Below are 18,671 nucleotides of genomic sequence, written 5' to 3' on the forward strand. Positions count from 1 at the left end.
CTGATTTGTAAAACTTATTTGCAAGCGTCTGCCAGACCGTCGAGATAACGCTCTGCGTCAAGCGCAGCCATGCAACCGGTGCCTGCTGAAGTGATCGCCTGGCGATAAATATGGTCCATCACGTCACCGGCGGCGAATACACCCGGAATGCTGGTTTGGGTGGCGTTACCATGAATACCGGACTGAACTTTGATGTAGCCATTTTCCAGTTCTAGCTGACCGTCGAAAATGGCGGTATTCGGGCTGTGACCGATAGCGACAAACAGCCCTGCAACGTCAAGTGACTCGACGTTGTCAGTGTTTTGCGTATCGCGCAGGCGCAGTCCGGTTACGCCCATTTGATCGCCGGTCACTTCTTCCAGTGTGCGGTGGGTATGCAGCACGATGTTGCCGTTTTCGACTTTATCCATCAAACGCTTGATCAGGATTTTCTCGGCGCGGAAGCTGTCGCGACGGTGAATCAAATGCACTTCAGATGCGATATTCGCCAGGTACAGCGCTTCTTCAACAGCAGTGTTGCCGCCGCCGATCACCGCAACTTTTTGATTACGGTAGAAGAAACCGTCGCAGGTCGCGCAGGCGGAAACGCCACGGCCTTTGAAGGCTTCTTCTGAAGGCAGACCCAGGTAGCGTGCTGACGCACCGGTGGCGATGATCAGTGCGTCACAGGTGTATTCACCGCTGTCGCCGGTCAGACGGAAAGGGCGGTTTTGCAGATCAACTTTGCTGATATGATCAAAAATAATTTCAGTTTCAAATTTGGTCGCATGTTCGTGCATGCGTTCCATCAGCAATGGGCCTGTGAGATCGTGCGGATCGCCAGGCCAGTTCTCCACTTCTGTTGTTGTGGTCAACTGACCACCTTTTTCCATACCGGTAATCAGTACCGGTTGCAGGTTCGCGCGTGCAGCGTAGACCGCAGCGGTATACCCCGCAGGGCCAGAGCCCAGAATAAGAAGTTTACTGTGTTTGGTTGCGCCCATGAGATCCCCATAGTTGTTAGCAGGCAATGAGCAGGATTGTAGGGAATTTACAGGCGTAAAAAAAGAGTATGGCGATTTTGTTAACAATATGTGTAATAGCGGGAACCGATGAACGGCAGAATTAGTCGTAATACTATAACGATTTCTACTTAAAATCGGTCAGTTATAAGGTGATAAAATGACGATTTTCCATCACTGCGAATGAATAACTGGCATGTTGTACTAAAAATCGATGTTTTGCTTTGACAATCCCCTGCTGTTTTGCGAAAACATTCAAGGAAGAAAAAAACTGTGTCATGTATGTGCTGCATAATCATGCATGTAGATACCATGTTTACCGTGTTAGCGAAATCTACGCATGGTGTGGACAGATGCCATTCGTGATGTCGATAGCCGCCGACAGGCAACGGTCTTCTCACCATAAACCCAGACATTGCGAACCGAAAATCCCTCTGGGTTGCGGTTTATCTTGATGGGTAGCGACTCTGAACAGTGATGTTGGTAGAGTCAGGCAGGAGTAGGGAAGGAATACAGAGAGACAATAATAATGGTAGATAGTAAGAAGCGCCCTGGCAAAGATCTCGACCGTATCGATCGTAACATTCTTAATGAGCTGCAAAAGGATGGGCGTATTTCTAACGTCGAGCTTTCTAAACGTGTGGGACTTTCACCAACGCCCTGCCTTGAGCGTGTGCGTCGGTTGGAAAGACAGGGTTTTATTCAGGGCTATACAGCGCTGTTAAACCCGCATTATCTGGATGCATCACTTCTGGTTTTTGTTGAGATTACTCTGAATCGTGGCGCCCCGGATGTGTTTGAACAATTTAACTCTGCAGTACAAAAACTTGAAGAAATTCAAGAGTGTCATTTGGTTTCCGGTGATTTCGACTATTTGCTGAAAACACGCGTACCGGATATGTCAGCATACCGTAAGCTGTTGGGGGAAACCCTGCTGCGTCTGCCTGGCGTGAATGACACACGTACTTATGTAGTAATGGAAGAAGTCAAACAGAGCAATCGTCTGGTAATTAAGACGCGCTAACACGGAACAGGTGCAAAATCGACGCAGTTTGATTACACTCCTGTTAATCCATACAGCAACAGTGCCGGGGCAACCCGGTGCTGTTGTCCGTTTTAGCATCGGGCAGGAAAAGCCCGAAACCTGGAGAGCCGTTTTTGAGCCAGGAATACACTGAAGACAAAGACGTCACATTGACGAAGTTAAGCAGCGGGCGCCGACTTCTGGAAGCGCTACTGATCCTTATTGCCCTTTTTGCCGTCTGGTTGATGGCTGCCTTACTCAGCTTTAACCCTTCGGATCCCAGTTGGTCGCAAACCGCGTGGCATGAGCCTATCCATAATCTGGGCGGAATACCTGGAGCATGGCTGGCGGACACGCTGTTCTTTATTTTTGGCGTCATGGCCTACACTATCCCCGTCATCATTGTCGGTGGCTGCTGGTTTGCCTGGCGACATCAGGCCAGCGACGAATACGTCGATTATTTTGCCGTCTCGCTGCGCATTATTGGCGTTCTGGCGCTGATTCTCACTTCCTGCGGCCTGGCCGCAATTAACGCCGATGACATCTGGTATTTCGCCTCTGGCGGCGTGATCGGCAGTCTGCTCAGCACCACGCTACAACCCTTGCTGCACAGCAGCGGCGGCACGCTGACGTTGTTGTGCATTTGGGCTGCGGGATTAACGCTGTTCACCGGTTGGTCATGGGTGAGCATTGCGGAAAAACTGGGCGGCTGGTTACTCAATATCCTGACGTTTGCCAGCAACCGTACCCGCCGCGACGATACTTGGGTCGATGACGAAGAATATGAAGACGAAGAAGAGTCTGTCGACGCCGCTGATGGCAAACCCCATGAATCGCGCCGAGCTCGTATCCTGCGTGGTGCGTTAGCGCGCCGTAAACGTCTGGCTGAGAAATTTACCAACCCGCTTGGTCGTCATACCGATGCGGCGCTGTTCTCCGGCAAACGCATGGATGATGAAGACGAAATTGAATACAGCGCCCGTGGCGTGGTTGCCGATCCTAATGATGTGCTGTTTTCCGGTAATCGCGCGACGCTGCCTGAATATGACGAACTTGATCCGCTCCTTAACGGCCACTCGGTGACCGAGCCTGTAGCTGCAGCAGCTGCAGCTACAACGGCCGCTCAGGCCTGGAGCGCACCGGTTGATCCGTTGCTGCAAACGTCTCCCGTGACCAACACTGTTATGGAGCAACCGGTCCCAACTGTGGCCTGGCAACCCGTGCCTGGCCCGCAAACCGGTGATGCCGCGATTGCACCAGCGCCTGAAGGTTATCCGCAGCCAGCCCAGTACGCGCAACCTCCGGTGCAGCAGCCGTATGAGCCATGGCAACAGCCGGTTGTGGAGCAGAGTCCGCAGCCGCAATATTACGCACAGCAGCCCGTTGAACCTGTTTATATGCAGCCTGTCGAGCCGCAGCCGGAACCTGTTTATCAGCCGGAGCCCGTGCTGCAACCTGTCTATCAACAGGATCCGACCTCTCAACACAACGCCGTATTCCAGCAGCCTGCTTATCAGCCGGAGCCTGTGCAGCAACCTGTTTATCAGCAGGATCCAACTTTTCAACAGAGCAACCCGTTCCAGCAGCCTGTGGTTGAACAACCGCCGGTGGTGGAACCTGAGCCCGTGGTTGAAGAAGTTAAACCGACTCGTCCGCCGCTTTATTACTTTGAAGAAGTCGAAGAGAAACGTGCGCGTGAGCGTGAGCAACTGGCCGCATGGTATCAGCCGATTCCAGAACCTGCTCAGGAGCCTGAGCGTGTTAAGCCGTCTACGCCATCAATGCCGACGACTACATCCATACCACCCGTTGAGTCTGTTGCTGCCGTTGCACCGCTGGCCGCTGGCGTAAAAAGCGCCGCGTTAGGGGCAGGTGCCGCTGCCGCAGCTCCTGTCTTTAGCCTTGCAGGCAGTGGTACGCCGCGTCCGCAGGTGAAAGAGGGCATTGGCCCGCAGTTGCCGCGTCCGAATCGTGTGCGCGTGCCTACTCGTCGTGAGCTGGCGTCATATGGCATAAAACTGCCGTCACAGCGTATGGCTGAAGAGAAAGCGCGCGAAGAGCAGCTTGATACAGATGCGTACAGTGACGATGAAATGGATGCAATGCAGCAGGACGAGCTGGCACGTCAGTTCGCTCAGTCGCAGCAGCATCGTTATGGCGAAGAGTATCAGGACGATACCCACCAGACTGATGACGAAGATTCAGCCGCAGAAGCGGAGCTTGCTCGCCAGTTTGCTTCTTCTCAGCAGCAGCGTTATTCCGGTGAACAGCCTGCCGGAGCGAATCCGTTCTCCCTCGATGACTTTGAATTTTCGCCAATGAAAACACTGGTGGATGAGGGGCCGCATGAGCCGCTGTTTACGCCTGGCGTAATGCCGGAGCCCGCGCCGCAGTACCAGGAACCAGTTGCGCAGCAGCAGCATTATCAGCAGCCGGCGCAGCCAGTTGCACCGCAGCTGCACTATCAGCAACCGGCACAGCCAGTTGCACCACAGCAGCACTATCAGCAACCGGCACAGCCAGTTGCACCACAGCAGCATTATCAGCAACCGGCACAGCCAGTTGCACCACAGCAGCATTATCAGCAACCAGCGCAGCCTGTTACACCGCCACCGCAGGATAGTCTGATCCATCCGCTGCTGATGCGTAATGGGGATAGTCGTCCGGCGCACCGTCCAAGCACGCCGCTGCCATCGTTAGATCTGCTCACGCCGCCGCCGAGCGAAGTTGAGCCGATAGATACGTTCGCACTAGAACAAATGGCACGTCTGGTGGAAGCGCGTCTGGCGGATTTCCGCATTAAAGCCGATGTGGTGAACTACTCTCCTGGCCCGGTGATTACCCGCTTTGAGCTTAATCTGGCTCCAGGGGTTAAAGCGGCGCGTATTTCTAACCTGTCACGAGATCTGGCGCGTTCATTGTCGACCGCGGCGGTACGTGTGGTCGAGGTTATTCCAGGCAAACCGTATGTTGGACTGGAGTTACCGAACAAAAAACGTCAAACCGTTTATCTGCGTGAAGTACTGGATAACGCTAAATTCCGTGATAACTCATCTCCGCTGACTGTGGTGCTGGGCAAAGATATTGCAGGCGAACCGGTGGTGGCCGATCTGGCTAAAATGCCGCACCTGCTGGTGGCAGGGACAACCGGTTCCGGTAAGTCTGTTGGGGTGAACGCCATGATCCTCAGCATGCTGTACAAAGCGCAGCCGGAAGACGTTCGCTTTATCATGATTGACCCGAAAATGCTGGAACTTTCTGTTTATGAAGGTATTCCACATCTGCTGACTGAAGTTGTGACCGACATGAAAGATGCCGCCAATGCCTTGCGTTGGAGCGTCAATGAAATGGAACGTCGCTACAAACTGATGTCGGCGCTTGGCGTGCGTAACCTTGCCGGTTATAACGATAAGATTGCTGAAGCCGCCCGTATGGGACGTCCGATTCCAGACCCATACTGGAAGCCGGGCGACAGCATGGATGTTCAGCATCCGGTGCTGGAAAAACTGCCGTATATCGTGGTGTTGGTGGATGAATTCGCTGACCTGATGATGACCGTTGGCAAAAAGGTGGAAGAACTGATCGCTCGTCTGGCGCAAAAAGCGCGTGCGGCGGGGATCCATCTGGTGCTGGCCACCCAGCGGCCATCAGTTGACGTTATCACCGGTCTGATTAAAGCGAACATCCCGACGCGTATCGCCTTTACAGTGTCCAGTAAAATTGACTCGCGTACCATCCTTGACCAGGGCGGCGCGGAATCGCTGTTGGGTATGGGTGACATGCTTTATTCTGCACCAAACTCGACGATCCCTGTACGTGTACACGGCGCCTTTGTACGCGATGAAGAAGTTCACGCGGTAGTTCAGGACTGGAAAGCGCGCGGCCGTCCACAATACGTTGATGGCATTACCTCTGACAGCGAAAGCGAAGGCGGCGGTGGCGGCTTTGATGGTGGCGAAGAACTGGATCCGCTGTTCGATCAGGCGGTGAACTTTGTTACTCAGAAACGCAAAGCCTCAATCTCCGGCGTCCAGCGTCAGTTCCGTATCGGTTACAACCGAGCGGCGCGCATCATCGAACAGATGGAAGCGCAGGGAATAGTCAGCGAACAAGGGCATAATGGTAATCGTGAAGTGCTGGCTCCGCCGCCCTTCGAATGATTGCAAAGTTAAGTAATTCAGTATCTTCTACTTTCCTCATGCTGATTTTTGGCCTGAAATGGATAGCAGAGGGATCTCCCCGTTGGGAGTGACGTATTTTGAGGAATAACGATGAAAAGAATCGCAATCACCTGTGCATTACTGTCTAGCTTTGTGGTGAGCAGCGTCTGGGCTGACGCTGCCAGCGACCTGAAAAGCCGTCTGGATAAAGTCAGTAGCTTCCATGCCAGCTTTACTCAGAAGGTCACGGACGGTAGCGGCGCGGCGGTGCAGGAAGGTCAGGGCGACTTATGGGTTAAACGCCCTAATCTGTTTAACTGGCATATGACGCAGCCTGACGAGAGCATCCTGGTTTCCGATGGTAAAACGCTGTGGTTCTTTAACCCGTTTGTTGAGCAGGCGACTGCGACCTGGCTGAAAGACGCCACGGGCAACACGCCGTTCATGCTGATTGCGCGTAACCAGGCCAGCGACTGGCAGCAGTACAACATTAAGCAAAACGGCGACGACTTCGTGCTGACGCCAAAAACCAGCAGCGGTAACCTGAAGCAGTTTACTATCAATGTTGGGCGGGACGGGACGATCCACCAGTTTAGCGCCGTTGAGCAAGACGATCAGCGCAGCAGTTATCAGCTGAAATCTCAGCAGAATGGTGCGATTGAACCTTCGAAATTCACCTTTACTCCGCCGCAAGGTGTAACGGTTGACGATCAACGTAAGTAGAGGCGTGTGAGTGAGCAATCTGTCGCTCGACTTTTCTGATAATACCTTTCAGCCACTGGCCGCACGCATGCGGCCAGAAAATTTAGCACAGTATATCGGCCAGCAGCATCTGCTGGCTGCGGGTAAACCCTTGCCGCGCGCCATCGAGGCCGGGCACCTGCACTCTATGATTTTATGGGGGCCGCCGGGGACGGGGAAAACCACGCTAGCCGAAGTTATTGCCCGTTACGCCAACGCCGATGTTGAACGAATTTCGGCGGTTACCTCTGGCGTAAAAGAAATTCGTGAAGCAATTGAGCGGGCGCGTCAGAATCGTAACGCGGGTCGACGTACGATCCTGTTCGTGGACGAAGTTCACCGTTTTAATAAAAGCCAGCAGGATGCGTTTTTACCGCATATTGAAGACGGTACCATCACGTTTATTGGCGCCACCACAGAAAACCCCTCGTTTGAACTGAACTCGGCACTGCTGTCGCGTGCGCGTGTTTATTTACTGAAGTCGTTAACCACCGACGATATTGAACAGGTGCTGGACCAGGCGATGTCAGACAAAGCCCGTGGTTACGGCGGCCAGGATATCGTACTGCCGCCAGAGACGCGTCGGGCGATTGCCGAACTGGTTAATGGCGACGCGCGGCGAGCGCTGAATACGCTGGAAATGATGGCCGATATGGCCGAAGTTGATGATTCCGGCAAGCGTGTATTGAAACCAGAATTGCTCACTGAAATTGCCGGTGAACGCAGCGCGCGTTTCGATAATAAAGGCGATCGTTTTTACGATCTCATCTCCGCATTACATAAGTCGGTTCGCGGCAGTGCTCCGGATGCAGCGCTTTATTGGTATGCGCGCATCATTAGCGCAGGCGGTGACCCGCTATATGTTGCCCGTCGCTGTCTGGCGATTGCCTCTGAAGATGTGGGCAATGCCGATCCTCGCGCTATGCAGGTGGCAATTTCCGCATGGGACTGCTTTACCCGCGTGGGACCCGCGGAAGGTGAACGAGCGATTGCTCAGGCGATTGTTTATCTGGCCTGCGCGCCGAAAAGTAATGCGGTTTACACCGCCTTCAAAGCCGCGCTGGCTGATGCCCGCGAACGTCCGGATTACGACGTGCCGGTCCATCTGCGCAATGCGCCAACTAAGCTGATGAAAGAAATGGGCTATGGTCAGGAGTATCGTTACGCCCATGATGAACCAAATGCCTATGCCGCCGGAGAAGAGTACTTCCCGCAGGAAATGGCACAAACGCGCTATTATCACCCCACAAACAGAGGTCTTGAAGGCAAGATTGGCGAAAAGCTCGCCTGGCTCGCCGGACAGGATCAAAATAGCCCTATAAAACGCTACCGTTAGTGTTATCGTTGCGGTAATGTTGTCTCTGTATCCCTGTGACCGCAGGCTGTGGTCACTTTCTCCTATTTTAATTCGATAAGCACAGGATAAGCATGCTCGATCCCAATCTGCTGCGTAATGAGCCAGACGCAGTCGCAGAAAAACTGGCAAGCCGGGGCTTTAAGCTGGATGTAGATAAGCTGCGCGCTCTTGAAGAGCGTCGTAAAGTTCTGCAGGTACAAACTGAAAACCTGCAGGCAGAGCGTAACTCTCGATCGAAATCCATCGGCCAGGCAAAAGCGCGCGGGGAAGATATCGAGTCTTTACGTCTGGAAGTGAACAAACTGGGCGAAGAGCTGGATGCCGCGAAAGCTGAACTTGATACCTTACAGGCCGAGATCCGCGACATTGCGCTGACCATTCCTAACCTGCCAGCGGACGACGTTCCGGTGGGTAAAGATGAAAATGACAACGTTGAAGTCAGCCGTTGGGGTACTCCGCGTGAGTTTGATTTCGAAGTGCGCGATCACGTTACCTTGGGTGAAATGCACACGGGTCTTGATTTTGCCGCTGCGGTTAAGCTGACCGGCTCTCGTTTCGTCGTGATGAAAGGGCAGATCGCGCGCATGCACCGTGCGCTGTCTCAGTTCATGCTGGATCTGCATACCGAGCAGCATGGTTACAGCGAAAACTACGTTCCGTATCTGGTTAACCATGACACGTTGTACGGAACAGGGCAACTGCCGAAATTTGCTGGCGATCTGTTCCACACCCGTCCGCTGGATGAAGAAGCTGACAGCAGCAACTATGCGCTGATCCCAACGGCAGAAGTTCCGCTGACCAACCTGGTTCGCGACGAAATCATTGACGAAGATGCGCTGCCGATCAAAATGACCGCGCATACGCCGTGCTTCCGTTCTGAAGCAGGTTCTTACGGTCGTGATACCCGTGGTCTGATCCGTATGCACCAGTTCGATAAAGTTGAAATGGTGCAGATCGTTCGCCCGGAAGACTCTATGGACGCGCTGGAAGAGATGACCGGCCATGCCGAGAAGGTTCTTCAGCTGCTGGGCCTGCCGTACCGTAAGATCATCCTGTGCACAGGCGACATGGGCTTCGGCGCATGCAAAACGTACGATCTGGAAGTGTGGATCCCGGCGCAGAACACCTATCGCGAAATCTCCTCTTGCTCCAACGTGTGGGATTTCCAGGCTCGCCGTATGCAGGCGCGTTGCCGCAGCAAATCCGACAAAAAGACCCGTTTAGTACATACGCTGAACGGTTCCGGTCTGGCGGTTGGACGTACGCTGGTTGCGGTGATGGAAAACTATCAGCAGGCTGATGGCCGTATTCAGGTTCCGGAAGTGTTACGCCCGTACATGAATGGCCTGGAATTTATCGGCTAAGCTACCTTTCTTTGCTAAAAAAGCGCCTTAGGGCGCTTTTTTTATGCCCGTTTGACGTCGGACAATAACGCCTACCTCCATAGGAGTAATACTGCCTTCGAATGAAAGTCAGTATTTATCTCTGTCTTTTCGCAAATTCGGTATCTACCAGACTGTATATCGACATATACGCTATATAAAAATCTACATAACGAGTATTTCTCTTTTGTTTATTGTGAGCAGCAGAGTGAGCCACTATGAAAACTAAGATCCCCGATGCCATGCTGGCAGCTGAGGTTAGTCGCCGAGGTTTGGTGAAAACGACGGCGATAGGCGGACTGGCGGTGGCCAGTAGCGCGTTTACCCTGCCATTTACCCGTATTGCAAATGCTGCAGAAGCCCTTAATCCGACACAGGCCAATGAGAAAGTCATATGGAGCGCGTGTACGGTGAACTGTGGTAGCCGCTGTCCTCTGCGTATGCACGTGGTAGACGGTGAAATAAAGTATGTTGAAACCGACAACACCGGTGATGACAACTATGACGGCTTGCACCAGGTACGCGCCTGTCTGCGTGGTCGCTCCATGCGTCGTCGCGTTTATAATCCCGACCGTCTGAAATACCCGATGAAACGCGTCGGTAAACGTGGCGAAGGGAAATTTGAGCGCATCAGCTGGGATGAAGCCTACGACATCATTGCCAGCAATATGCAGCGTCTTATCAAAGACTACGGCAACGAGTCTATCTACCTGAACTACGGCACAGGTACGCTGGGCGGCACCCTGACACGCTCCTGGCCGCCAGGCAAAACGCTGGTAGCACGTCTGATGAACTGCTGTGGCGGCTACCTGAACCACTACGGTGACTACTCTTCAGCGCAAATCGCTGCCGGGTTGAACTACACCTACGGCGGCTGGGCAGACGGTAACAGCCCGTCCGACATTGAAAACAGCAAGCTGGTGGTTCTGTTCGGGAATAACCCAGGTGAAACCCGTATGAGCGGGGGTGGGGTAACCTATTACCTTGAACAGGCGCGACAGAAATCCAATGCCCGCATGATCATTATCGATCCTCGCTACACGGATACCGGCGCGGGTCGTGAAGATGAGTGGATCCCGATCCGCCCAGGTACCGATGCGGCATTGGTGAATGGTCTGGCGTATGTGCTGATCACCGAAAACATGGTTGATCAACCGTTCCTTGATAAATACTGCGTGGGTTACGACGAGAAAACCTTACCGGCCGACGCACCGAAAAACGGTCACTATAAGGCGTATATTCTTGGGCAGGGCAAAGACGGTATCGCCAAGACCCCGGAATGGGCAGCGCAAATTACCGGTATTCCTGCTGAACGAATCGTCAAACTGGCCCGTGAAATCGGTAGCGCTAAACCGGCATATATCAGTCAGGGGTGGGGACCGCAGCGCCATGCTAACGGTGAAATAGCGACCCGTGCCATTTCTATGCTGGCAATCCTTACCGGTAACGTTGGGATTAACGGCGGCAACAGTGGGGCGCGTGAGGGCTCATACAGTTTGCCGTTTGAACGTATGCCTACGCTGGAAAACCCAGTCGAAACCAGCATCTCTATGTTTATGTGGACGGACGCCATTGAGCGAGGTCCGGAGATGACGGCGCTGCGTGACGGTGTTCGTGGTAAAGATAAACTCGATGTTCCGATTAAGATGATCTGGAACTATGCCGGTAACTGTCTGATTAACCAGCACTCTGATATCAACCGCACACATGAAATCCTACAGGATGATAAGAAGTGCGAGATGATCGTTGTCATCGACTGTCATATGACCTCCTCGGCGAAATACGCGGATATTTTGCTGCCGGACTGCACCGCTTCGGAGCAGATGGACTTCGCACTGGATGCCTCCTGCGGAAATATGTCGTATGTGATTTTCACCGATCAGGCGATCAAACCACGCTTCGAATGCAAGACTATCTACCAGATGACCAGTGAGCTGGCGAAACGCCTTGGTGTTGAGCAGCAGTTTACAGAAGGTCGTACTCAGGAAGAGTGGATGCGTCATCTGTACGAGCAGTCGCGAAAAGCCATTCCTGAACTGCCAACGTTTGAAGAATTCCGCAAGCAGGGGATCTTTAAACAGCGCGACCCACAGGGACATCACGTGGCCTACAAGGCGTTCCGTGAGGATCCTAACGCCAATCCGCTGACCACGCCGTCAGGTAAGATCGAAATTTATTCGCAGCAGCTTGCCGAGATCGCGTCAACCTGGGAACTGCCGGAAGGTGATGTGATTGATCCACTGCCGATTTATACCCCAGGCTTTGAGAGCTTAGACGATCCGCTGGTGGAGAAATTCCCTCTGCAGTTGACCGGCTTCCACTATAAGTCTCGCGTCCACTCGACCTATGGCAACGTGGATGTTCTGAAAGCATCCTGCCGTCAGGAAATGTGGATCAACCCGATGGATGCACAGCGACGCGGCATTAACAACGGCGACAAGGTGCGCATCTTTAACGATCGTGGTGAAGTGCACATCGAGGCGAAAGTAACGCCGCGTATGATGCCTGGCGTGGTGGCATTGGGCGAAGGGGCGTGGTATGACCCGGACGCAAAACGCGTGGACCAGGGCGGTTGTATTAACGTCCTGACGACCCAGCGTCCGTCTCCTCTCGCGAAGGGGAACCCATCACACACGAACCTTGTTCAGGTTGAAAAGGTGTAAGGAGTAACCGATGACAACCCAGTATGGATTTTTTATTGATTCCAGCCGTTGCACCGGTTGCAAAACCTGCGAACTGGCGTGCAAAGATTTCAAAAATTTAACCCCTGAAGTCAGCTTTCGCCGCATTTATGAGTACGCGGGCGGTGACTGGCAGGAAGACAACGGCGTCTGGCATCAGAACGTCTTTGCCTATTACCTCTCCATTGCGTGTAACCACTGTGAAGACCCGGCCTGTACCAAAGTGTGTCCGAGCGGTGCGATGCACAAACGTGAAGATGGCTTTGTCGTTGTCGATGAAGATGTGTGCATCGGCTGTCGCTATTGCCACATGGCCTGTCCTTACGGCGCACCACAGTATAATGCTGACAAAGGACATATGACCAAATGCGATGGTTGCCATGAGCGCGTCGCTGAAGGTAAGAAACCTATTTGCGTCGAGTCCTGTCCACTGCGTGCGCTGGATTTTGGCCCAATTGATGAACTGCGCAAAAAACACGGTACTTTGGCTGCGGTTGCGCCATTGCCGGGCGCGCACTTTACCAAACCGAGCATTGTTATCAAACCTAACGCCAATAGCCGCCCGACCGGCGATACCACAGGTTATCTGGCTAATCCGAAGGAGGTGTAAGATGGGAAGTGGATGGCATGAATGGCCGCTGATGATCTTCACGGTCTTCGGGCAGTGTGTGGTTGGCGGTTTTATCGTTCTGGCGCTGGCGTTGATGAAAGGGGGCTTACGCCCAGAATCGCAGCAACGCGTAATTACCTGCATGTTTGGGCTGTGGATATTAATGGGCATTGGATTTATTGCTTCCATGCTCCATTTGGGCTCACCGATGCGCGCCTTTAACTCACTCAATCGCGTTGGGTCATCTGCGTTGAGTAACGAAATTGCCAGCGGCTCACTCTTCTTTGCCGTTGGCGGTATCGGCTGGCTGCTGGCTATGTTGAAGAAAATGTCGCCCGCATTACGCAATCTGTGGTTAGTTGTCACCATGGTGCTGGGTGTGGTTTTTGTCTGGATGATGGTGCGCGTGTATAACACCATCGATACCGTACCGACCTGGTACAGCGTCTGGACACCGCTGGGCTTCTTCCTGACGATGTTTATGGGCGGTCCGCTGCTGGGATATCTGTTACTGAGAATTGCTGGCGTGGATGGTTGGGCGATGCGTCTGCTGCCGGCTATATCAGTGCTTGCTCTGGTCGTGAGCGCCATCATGTCGGTAATGCAGGGGACTGAATTGGCGACAATCCACAGTTCGATTCAACAGGCCTCTGCGCTGGTTCCGGATTACGGTTCGCTGATGGCGTGGCGGATTGTGGCACTGGCCTTAGCGCTATGCTGCTGGATAGTACCGCAAGTGAAGGGTTACCAGCCTGCCGTTCCGTTGCTTTCTGTCGCGTTTATTCTGCTGTTAGTCGGCGAGCTGATTGGTCGTGGCGTGTTCTACGGGCTGCATATGACCGTCGGTATGGCGGTGGCGAGTTAATCCATAATATGCCGGATGGCGGCTCGTGCTTTATCAAGCCTACAATATCCGTAGGCCTTAAAGCTGCGCGCTATCCGGCTACATGTCAGGTCAGGGTTTTGCCCCAGTCTTTACTTCTGCTTAGTTAACGTGTCATAGCTGGTCATCAGATTGCGATAATCCGGAATGTGATTAGAGAACAACGTCGCCAGACCTTCGATATCGTTGCGCCAGTCGCGGTGCAGTTCGCATGCTACTCCGAACCATGTCATCAATTGAGCGCCTGCTTGAGACATCCGATCCCATGCTGAATTGCGGGTAATTTCATTAAACGTGCCTGAAGCATCGGTGACAACAAAGACGTCAAAACCTTCTTCAATAGCCGAGAGCGCTGGGAAAGCGACGCAAACTTCCGTCACGACACCAGCGATAATCAGCTGCTTTTTGCCGGTCGCTTTTACTGCTTTCACGAAATCTTCGTTATCCCATGCGTTAATGTTTCCTGGGCGAGCAATGTAGGGCGCATCGGGAAATTGAGCTTTCAGTTCCGGTACCAGCGGTCCGTTTGGTCCTGTCTCAAAACTGGTTGTCAGAATGGTTGGGAGGTTGAAGTATTTTGCTAAGTCACCGAGCGCAAGCACGTTGTTTTTAAATTTATCGGGATCGATATCCCGAACCAGAGAGAGCAGGCCAGCCTGATGGTCGACCAGCAGTACTGCCGCATTGTCTTTATCAAGTCTTACGTAAGGTTTAGTCATGGTATTTCTCCTGTTCAGTATCAGTGGGGGAAATTTGATGAGTTTAAGTCTACGAAAAGAACGATATTTGGATTAGATAGATAAATAGGAACTCACTGTTCTATTTTGAAGACAATGCAGCTCAGCATCCCGCATAGAGTTTAGTAAGAAATAAAAGTAAGGGGAGTCCATGAAATTTTTCGACTGAACGTAACGAGAGATTTTTGTTTTAGATCAATAAAAACAAGCAGATGTGTTTTTGTATTTTTTATCTATTCACATTAAGAATCAGTAATGCAAATCGAACGACCAGAAAGCGCCTCAGCCCTCTGATTCCGCCGATTGACAATGTTTTTAGCAGTGGCATGATGCGCATGAAATTTGAACTTCCTCACGGTTTTTATTCATGTCCACCTATACCCGTCCCGTCATGCTATTGCTGTGCGGGCTACTTCTGTTGACCCTGGCGATCGCCGTGTTAAACACGCTCGTCCCGCTTTGGCTCGCCCATGAAAATCTGCCCACCTGGCAGGTAGGCGTGGTGAGCTCGTCTTACTTTACCGGTAATCTGGTAGGGACGTTGCTGACAGGTTATTTAATAAAACACCTTGGTTTTAATCGCAGCTATTACATCGCCTCGCTTATTTTCGCCGCGGGCTGTGTCGGGCTGGGGATTATGGTGGGATTCTGGAGCTGGATGACATGGCGTTTTATCGCCGGTGTTGGCTGCGCCATGATCTGGGTGGTCGTGGAAAGCGCGCTGATGTGCAGCGGGACGTCCCGTAATCGCGGACGGTTACTTGCCGCCTATATGATGATCTATTATGTGGGAACGTTTTTAGGCCAACTGCTGGTTAGTAAAGTATCAACAGAATTGATGAACGTCCTGCCGTGGGTGACGGGTACTATCCTGGCGGGTGTTTTGCCACTGCTCTTTACGCGCATTGCTAATCAGCAGGGCGATGAACAGCAGTCTACGCCTATTGTCTCCATGCTGAGGTTGCGTCAGGCGCGCCTGGGCGTTAATGGCTGCATTATTTCCGGGATCGTGCTGGGGTCTTTGTATGGCCTGATGCCGCTGTATCTCAACCATCAGGGGGTGAGCAACGCCAGCATTGGTTTCTGGATGGCGGTCCTGGTAAGTGCCGGTATTCTGGGTCAATGGCCGATTGGCCGTCTGGCGGACAAGCTGGGACGTCTGCTGGTTTTACGCGTCCAGGTCTTCGTGGTGATCGTCGGGAGTATCGCCATCCTGAACCAGGCGGCGATGGCGCCCGCGTTGTTTATGTTGGGTGCGGCAGGCTTTACCCTCTACCCGGTCGCGATGGCCTGGGCCTGTGAAAAGGTGGAACATCATCAGCTGGTCGCCATGAATCAGGCATTGTTATTGAGCTATACCGTGGGCAGCCTGCTGGGACCTTCATTTACTGCGATGCTGATGCAGAATTATTCAGATAGCTTGCTGTTTATCATGATCGCTAGCGTATCGTTTATTTATTTACTGATGCTGTTGCGTAAGACGGGCCATACGCCTAATTCTATTGCGCACATTTGACCTGATTTAACAGAATATGAACAGGTTCCCATACATACTGTTTATGTATGCTTTATGGGAACCTGCATTATTTAATTGCACACGTCTGTCCTGAAAATAAAGTGTGCAGAAGGTTATAGTTTTACATCCTGCCGTTTCCGCTCGCTCATTTTACCGCGCATAATCCCACGCCTCATATATTGATAATCAAAAAGCTTCCACAAAGGATTGCGTATGGCTGGTGTGCAGGAAAAACAATTGCGATGGTACAACATTGCATTGATGTCATTTATTACCGTCTGGGGTTTTGGTAACGTCGTCAACAACTATGCTAATCAGGGATTGGTTGTTGTCTCCTCCTGGATATTTATTTTCGCGCTCTATTTTATTCCTTATGCGTTGATCGTCGGGCAGCTTGGCTCAACCTTTAAAGAGGGTAAAGGCGGCGTCAGTACCTGGATTAAACATACCATGGGGCCAGGGTTGGCCTATCTTGCTGCCTGGACCTATTGGGTTGTGCATATACCTTATCTGGCGCAAAAACCGCAGGCTATTCTGATTGCGCTGGGATGGGCGCTGAAGGGCGATGGTTCGTTGATTAAAGAGTACACCGTCGTGGCGTTGCAGGGACTGACGCTGGCGCTGTTTGTCTTTTTCATGTGGGTTGCGTCCCGTGGCATGAAGTCACTGAAAATTGTTGGGTCAGTTGCTGGCATCGCGATGTTTGTGATGTCCATTTTGTATGTCGTGATGGCGGTAACCGCGCCTGCAATTACGGATGTGCAAATAGCGACAACCAATATCACCTGGGAATCGTTTATCCCGCACATCGATTTTACCTACATTACTACGATCTCCATGCTGGTCTTTGCCGTGGGCGGTGCGGAGAAAATTTCGCCATACGTTAATCAGACACGTAATCCGGGCAAAGAATTTCCAAAAGGGATGCTCGTTCTGGCTGTTATGGTAGCGGTATGCGCGATTCTCGGGTCGCTGGCTATGGGAATGATGTTTGACTCCCGGCATATTCCAGATGACCTGATGACGAATGGTCAATATTACGCCTTCCAGAAATTGGGTGAGTATTATGGTATGGGTAATTCGCTGATGGTTATTTACGCGATTGCCAATACGCTGGGACAGATTGCGGCATTGGTATTTTCTATTGATGCACCGCTTAAAGTTCTTCTGGGTGATGCTGATCGTAAATATATTCCCGAGAGCCTGTGTAAAACCAACGCTTCCGGTACGCCAGTCAATGGTTATATTCTGACGCTGGTGCTGGTGGCGATTCTGATTATGTTGCCAACACTGGGAATTGGCGACATGAACAACCTGTATAAATGGCTATTGAATCTTAACTCTGTCGTGATGCCATTGCGTTATTTATGGGTGTTTGTGGCGTTCATTGCCGTTATTCGCCTGGCGCAAAAATATAAATCGGAATATGTCTTTATTCGCAACCGCTCGCTTGCGATGACCGTGGGGATCTGGTGCTTTGCCTTTACCGCATTTGCCTGTCTGACCGGGATCTTCCCGAAAATGGAAGCCTTTACCCCTGAGTGGACATTCCAGCTCACGCTGAATATCGTGACGCCATTTGTGCTGGTTGGACTGGGATTGATTTTCCCGCTACTGGCGAGAAGAGGGCGCTAAAGACGAGGGCAGGAGATAGCGTCGCTTTCTCCTGTTAACCGCGCCTTCGACTCAAATATTGTCGCTTAGATAGCAAAACGGCTGCCGTTCAGGGCAGCCGTTTGGTGGTGGCTAAAACTCAATACATCACTTTATGTCCATATTGCTCGAGAATGCCCTTCACGCGCTCCATGGTCTCTTTCTTCGGTGGTTTGACGCCATCCAGTTTGTACTCTTCGCCCATTGCCACCCATTTGTGTTTGCCCAGCTCGTGGTAAGGCAGCAGCTCGATTTTTTCAACGTTACCCATATCGCGGGTAAATTCGCCGAGGCGGTGTGCGGAGTCATCGTCATCAGACCAGCCAGGTACGACAACATAGCGGATCCACACTTTGATGTCTTTGTTTGACAGGTAACGCGCGAACTCCAGCGTGCGATGGTTAGATACGCCGACCAGATTCTGATGGATTTCATCGTTCATCTGTTTGAGATCGAGCATGACCAGGTCGGTGACTTCCAGCAACTCATCGATCACCGGATCGTAGCGGCGAACAAAACCGTTGGTATCCAGACAGGTATGAATACCTTCTTTTTTACAAGCGCGGAACCAGTCACGTACGAATTCAGCTTGCAGGATAGCTTCGCCGCCAGACGCCGTCACGCCGCCGCCGGATGCGTTCATAAAGTGGCGATAGGTCACCACCTCTTTCATTAATTCGTCGACGGTGACTTCTTTACCGCCGTGTGTATCCCACGTGTCACGGTTATGGCAATACAGGCAGCGCATCAGGCAGCCCTGAAAGAAGGTAATAAAGCGGATGCCCGGGCCATCAACAGTGCCACAGGATTCAAAGGAGTGAATGCGACCAATAACTGACATTGCGGTGTTTCTCCAGGTGTGGCCCATCCGGGGCCAGTGTTAGTGCACAGTTATTAACTGTGTCGAGTCTGTTTTGGCTGCTATC

General features: G+C 52.2%; 13 protein-coding genes. 10 read left to right on the forward strand and 3 right to left on the reverse strand.

What is annotated here, in order from left to right:
* Nucleotides 1-14: 14 nt before the first annotated feature.
* On the reverse strand, nt 15-983 hold the full coding sequence (trxB, locus tag OGY72_RS04020) for a thioredoxin-disulfide reductase (protein WP_003831889.1): 969 nt from the start codon (nt 981-983) through the stop codon (nt 15-17).
* A gap of 547 nt (nt 984-1,530) precedes the next feature.
* Here trxB and lrp point away from each other — a divergent pair.
* From lrp to OGY72_RS04060, 8 genes are all read left to right on the forward strand, one after another.
* On the forward strand, nt 1,531-2,025 hold the full coding sequence (gene lrp / locus OGY72_RS04025) for a leucine-responsive transcriptional regulator Lrp (protein ID WP_002439523.1): 495 nt from the start codon (nt 1,531-1,533) through the stop codon (nt 2,023-2,025).
* A 134-nt stretch (nt 2,026-2,159) separates the two neighbouring features.
* The gene (gene ftsK, locus OGY72_RS04030) at nt 2,160-6,185 is read left to right on the forward strand and encodes a DNA translocase FtsK (protein WP_286546934.1); all 4,026 of its coding nucleotides are present in this window, start codon (nt 2,160-2,162) and stop codon (nt 6,183-6,185) included.
* Between the two features lie 111 nt (nt 6,186-6,296).
* Entirely contained in the window at nt 6,297-6,908 is a 612-nt protein-coding gene (lolA, locus tag OGY72_RS04035) for an outer membrane lipoprotein periplasmic chaperone LolA (RefSeq protein ID WP_003831898.1), read from the forward strand.
* A 10-nt stretch (nt 6,909-6,918) separates the two neighbouring features.
* Nucleotides 6,919-8,262 carry a replication-associated recombination protein RarA gene (gene rarA / locus OGY72_RS04040; RefSeq protein ID WP_003836910.1) on the forward strand — a complete coding sequence of 448 codons (1,344 nt, stop codon included), beginning with the start codon at nt 6,919-6,921 and terminating at the stop codon, nt 8,260-8,262.
* A gap of 92 nt (nt 8,263-8,354) precedes the next feature.
* Entirely contained in the window at nt 8,355-9,647 is a 1,293-nt protein-coding gene (gene serS / locus OGY72_RS04045; RefSeq protein WP_003831902.1) for a serine--tRNA ligase, read from the forward strand.
* 236 nt (nt 9,648-9,883) lie between these two features.
* Nucleotides 9,884-12,328, forward strand: coding sequence for a dimethylsulfoxide reductase subunit A (dmsA, locus tag OGY72_RS04050; RefSeq protein WP_286546938.1), 2,445 nt, complete (start codon nt 9,884-9,886; stop codon nt 12,326-12,328).
* A 10-nt stretch (nt 12,329-12,338) separates the two neighbouring features.
* Nucleotides 12,339-12,956 (forward strand): dimethylsulfoxide reductase iron-sulfur subunit DmsB, encoded by a 618-nt coding sequence (gene dmsB / locus OGY72_RS04055; protein ID WP_003831905.1) that lies wholly within the window; start codon nt 12,339-12,341, stop codon nt 12,954-12,956.
* Between the two features lies 1 nt (nt 12,957).
* Nucleotides 12,958-13,821, forward strand: a complete 864-nt coding sequence (locus OGY72_RS04060) for a dimethyl sulfoxide reductase anchor subunit family protein (protein ID WP_286546940.1) — start codon at nt 12,958-12,960, stop codon at nt 13,819-13,821.
* Between the two features lie 110 nt (nt 13,822-13,931).
* On the opposite strand, the gene ycaC is transcribed toward OGY72_RS04060, so the two are convergent.
* Nucleotides 13,932-14,558 carry an isochorismate family cysteine hydrolase YcaC gene (ycaC, locus tag OGY72_RS04065; RefSeq protein WP_257661536.1) on the reverse strand — a complete coding sequence of 209 codons (627 nt, stop codon included), beginning with the start codon at nt 14,556-14,558 and terminating at the stop codon, nt 13,932-13,934.
* A 385-nt stretch (nt 14,559-14,943) separates the two neighbouring features.
* Between ycaC and OGY72_RS04070 the strand changes: the two genes are divergently transcribed.
* Together OGY72_RS04070 and OGY72_RS04075 are read left to right on the forward strand one after the other, a co-directional pair.
* Nucleotides 14,944-16,092, forward strand: a complete 1,149-nt coding sequence (locus tag OGY72_RS04070) for an MFS transporter (protein ID WP_286546943.1) — start codon at nt 14,944-14,946, stop codon at nt 16,090-16,092.
* A gap of 213 nt (nt 16,093-16,305) precedes the next feature.
* Nucleotides 16,306-17,727 (forward strand): amino acid permease, encoded by a 1,422-nt coding sequence (locus OGY72_RS04075; protein ID WP_003035749.1) that lies wholly within the window; start codon nt 16,306-16,308, stop codon nt 17,725-17,727.
* A gap of 118 nt (nt 17,728-17,845) precedes the next feature.
* On the opposite strand, the gene pflA is transcribed toward OGY72_RS04075, so the two are convergent.
* Nucleotides 17,846-18,586: a pyruvate formate lyase 1-activating protein gene (pflA, locus tag OGY72_RS04080; protein ID WP_003035751.1), complete on the reverse strand. Its 741-nt coding sequence runs from the start codon at nt 18,584-18,586 to the stop codon at nt 17,846-17,848.
* Nucleotides 18,587-18,671 lie beyond the last annotated feature (85 nt).

Source organism: Citrobacter sp. Cpo221, from assembly GCF_030332345.1.
Taxonomy (GTDB): Bacteria; Pseudomonadota; Gammaproteobacteria; order Enterobacterales; family Enterobacteriaceae; genus Citrobacter; species Citrobacter portucalensis.

Coding starts and splice junctions, on each gene's coding strand:
- dmsA (WP_286546938.1), top strand. CDS start 9,884: ATGAAAACTAAGATCCCCGATGCCATGCTGGCAGCTGAGGTTAGTCGC.
- pflA (WP_003035751.1), bottom strand. CDS start 18,586: ATGTCAGTTATTGGTCGCATTCACTCCTTTGAATCCTGTGGCACTGTT.
- OGY72_RS04075 (WP_003035749.1), top strand. CDS start 16,306: ATGGCTGGTGTGCAGGAAAAACAATTGCGATGGTACAACATTGCATTG.
- OGY72_RS04070 (WP_286546943.1), top strand. CDS start 14,944: ATGTCCACCTATACCCGTCCCGTCATGCTATTGCTGTGCGGGCTACTT.
- dmsB (WP_003831905.1), top strand. CDS start 12,339: ATGACAACCCAGTATGGATTTTTTATTGATTCCAGCCGTTGCACCGGT.
- lolA (WP_003831898.1), top strand. CDS start 6,297: ATGAAAAGAATCGCAATCACCTGTGCATTACTGTCTAGCTTTGTGGTG.
- serS (WP_003831902.1), top strand. CDS start 8,355: ATGCTCGATCCCAATCTGCTGCGTAATGAGCCAGACGCAGTCGCAGAA.
- lrp (WP_002439523.1), top strand. CDS start 1,531: ATGGTAGATAGTAAGAAGCGCCCTGGCAAAGATCTCGACCGTATCGAT.
- OGY72_RS04060 (WP_286546940.1), top strand. CDS start 12,958: ATGGGAAGTGGATGGCATGAATGGCCGCTGATGATCTTCACGGTCTTC.
- trxB (WP_003831889.1), bottom strand. CDS start 983: ATGGGCGCAACCAAACACAGTAAACTTCTTATTCTGGGCTCTGGCCCT.
- ycaC (WP_257661536.1), bottom strand. CDS start 14,558: ATGACTAAACCTTACGTAAGACTTGATAAAGACAATGCGGCAGTACTG.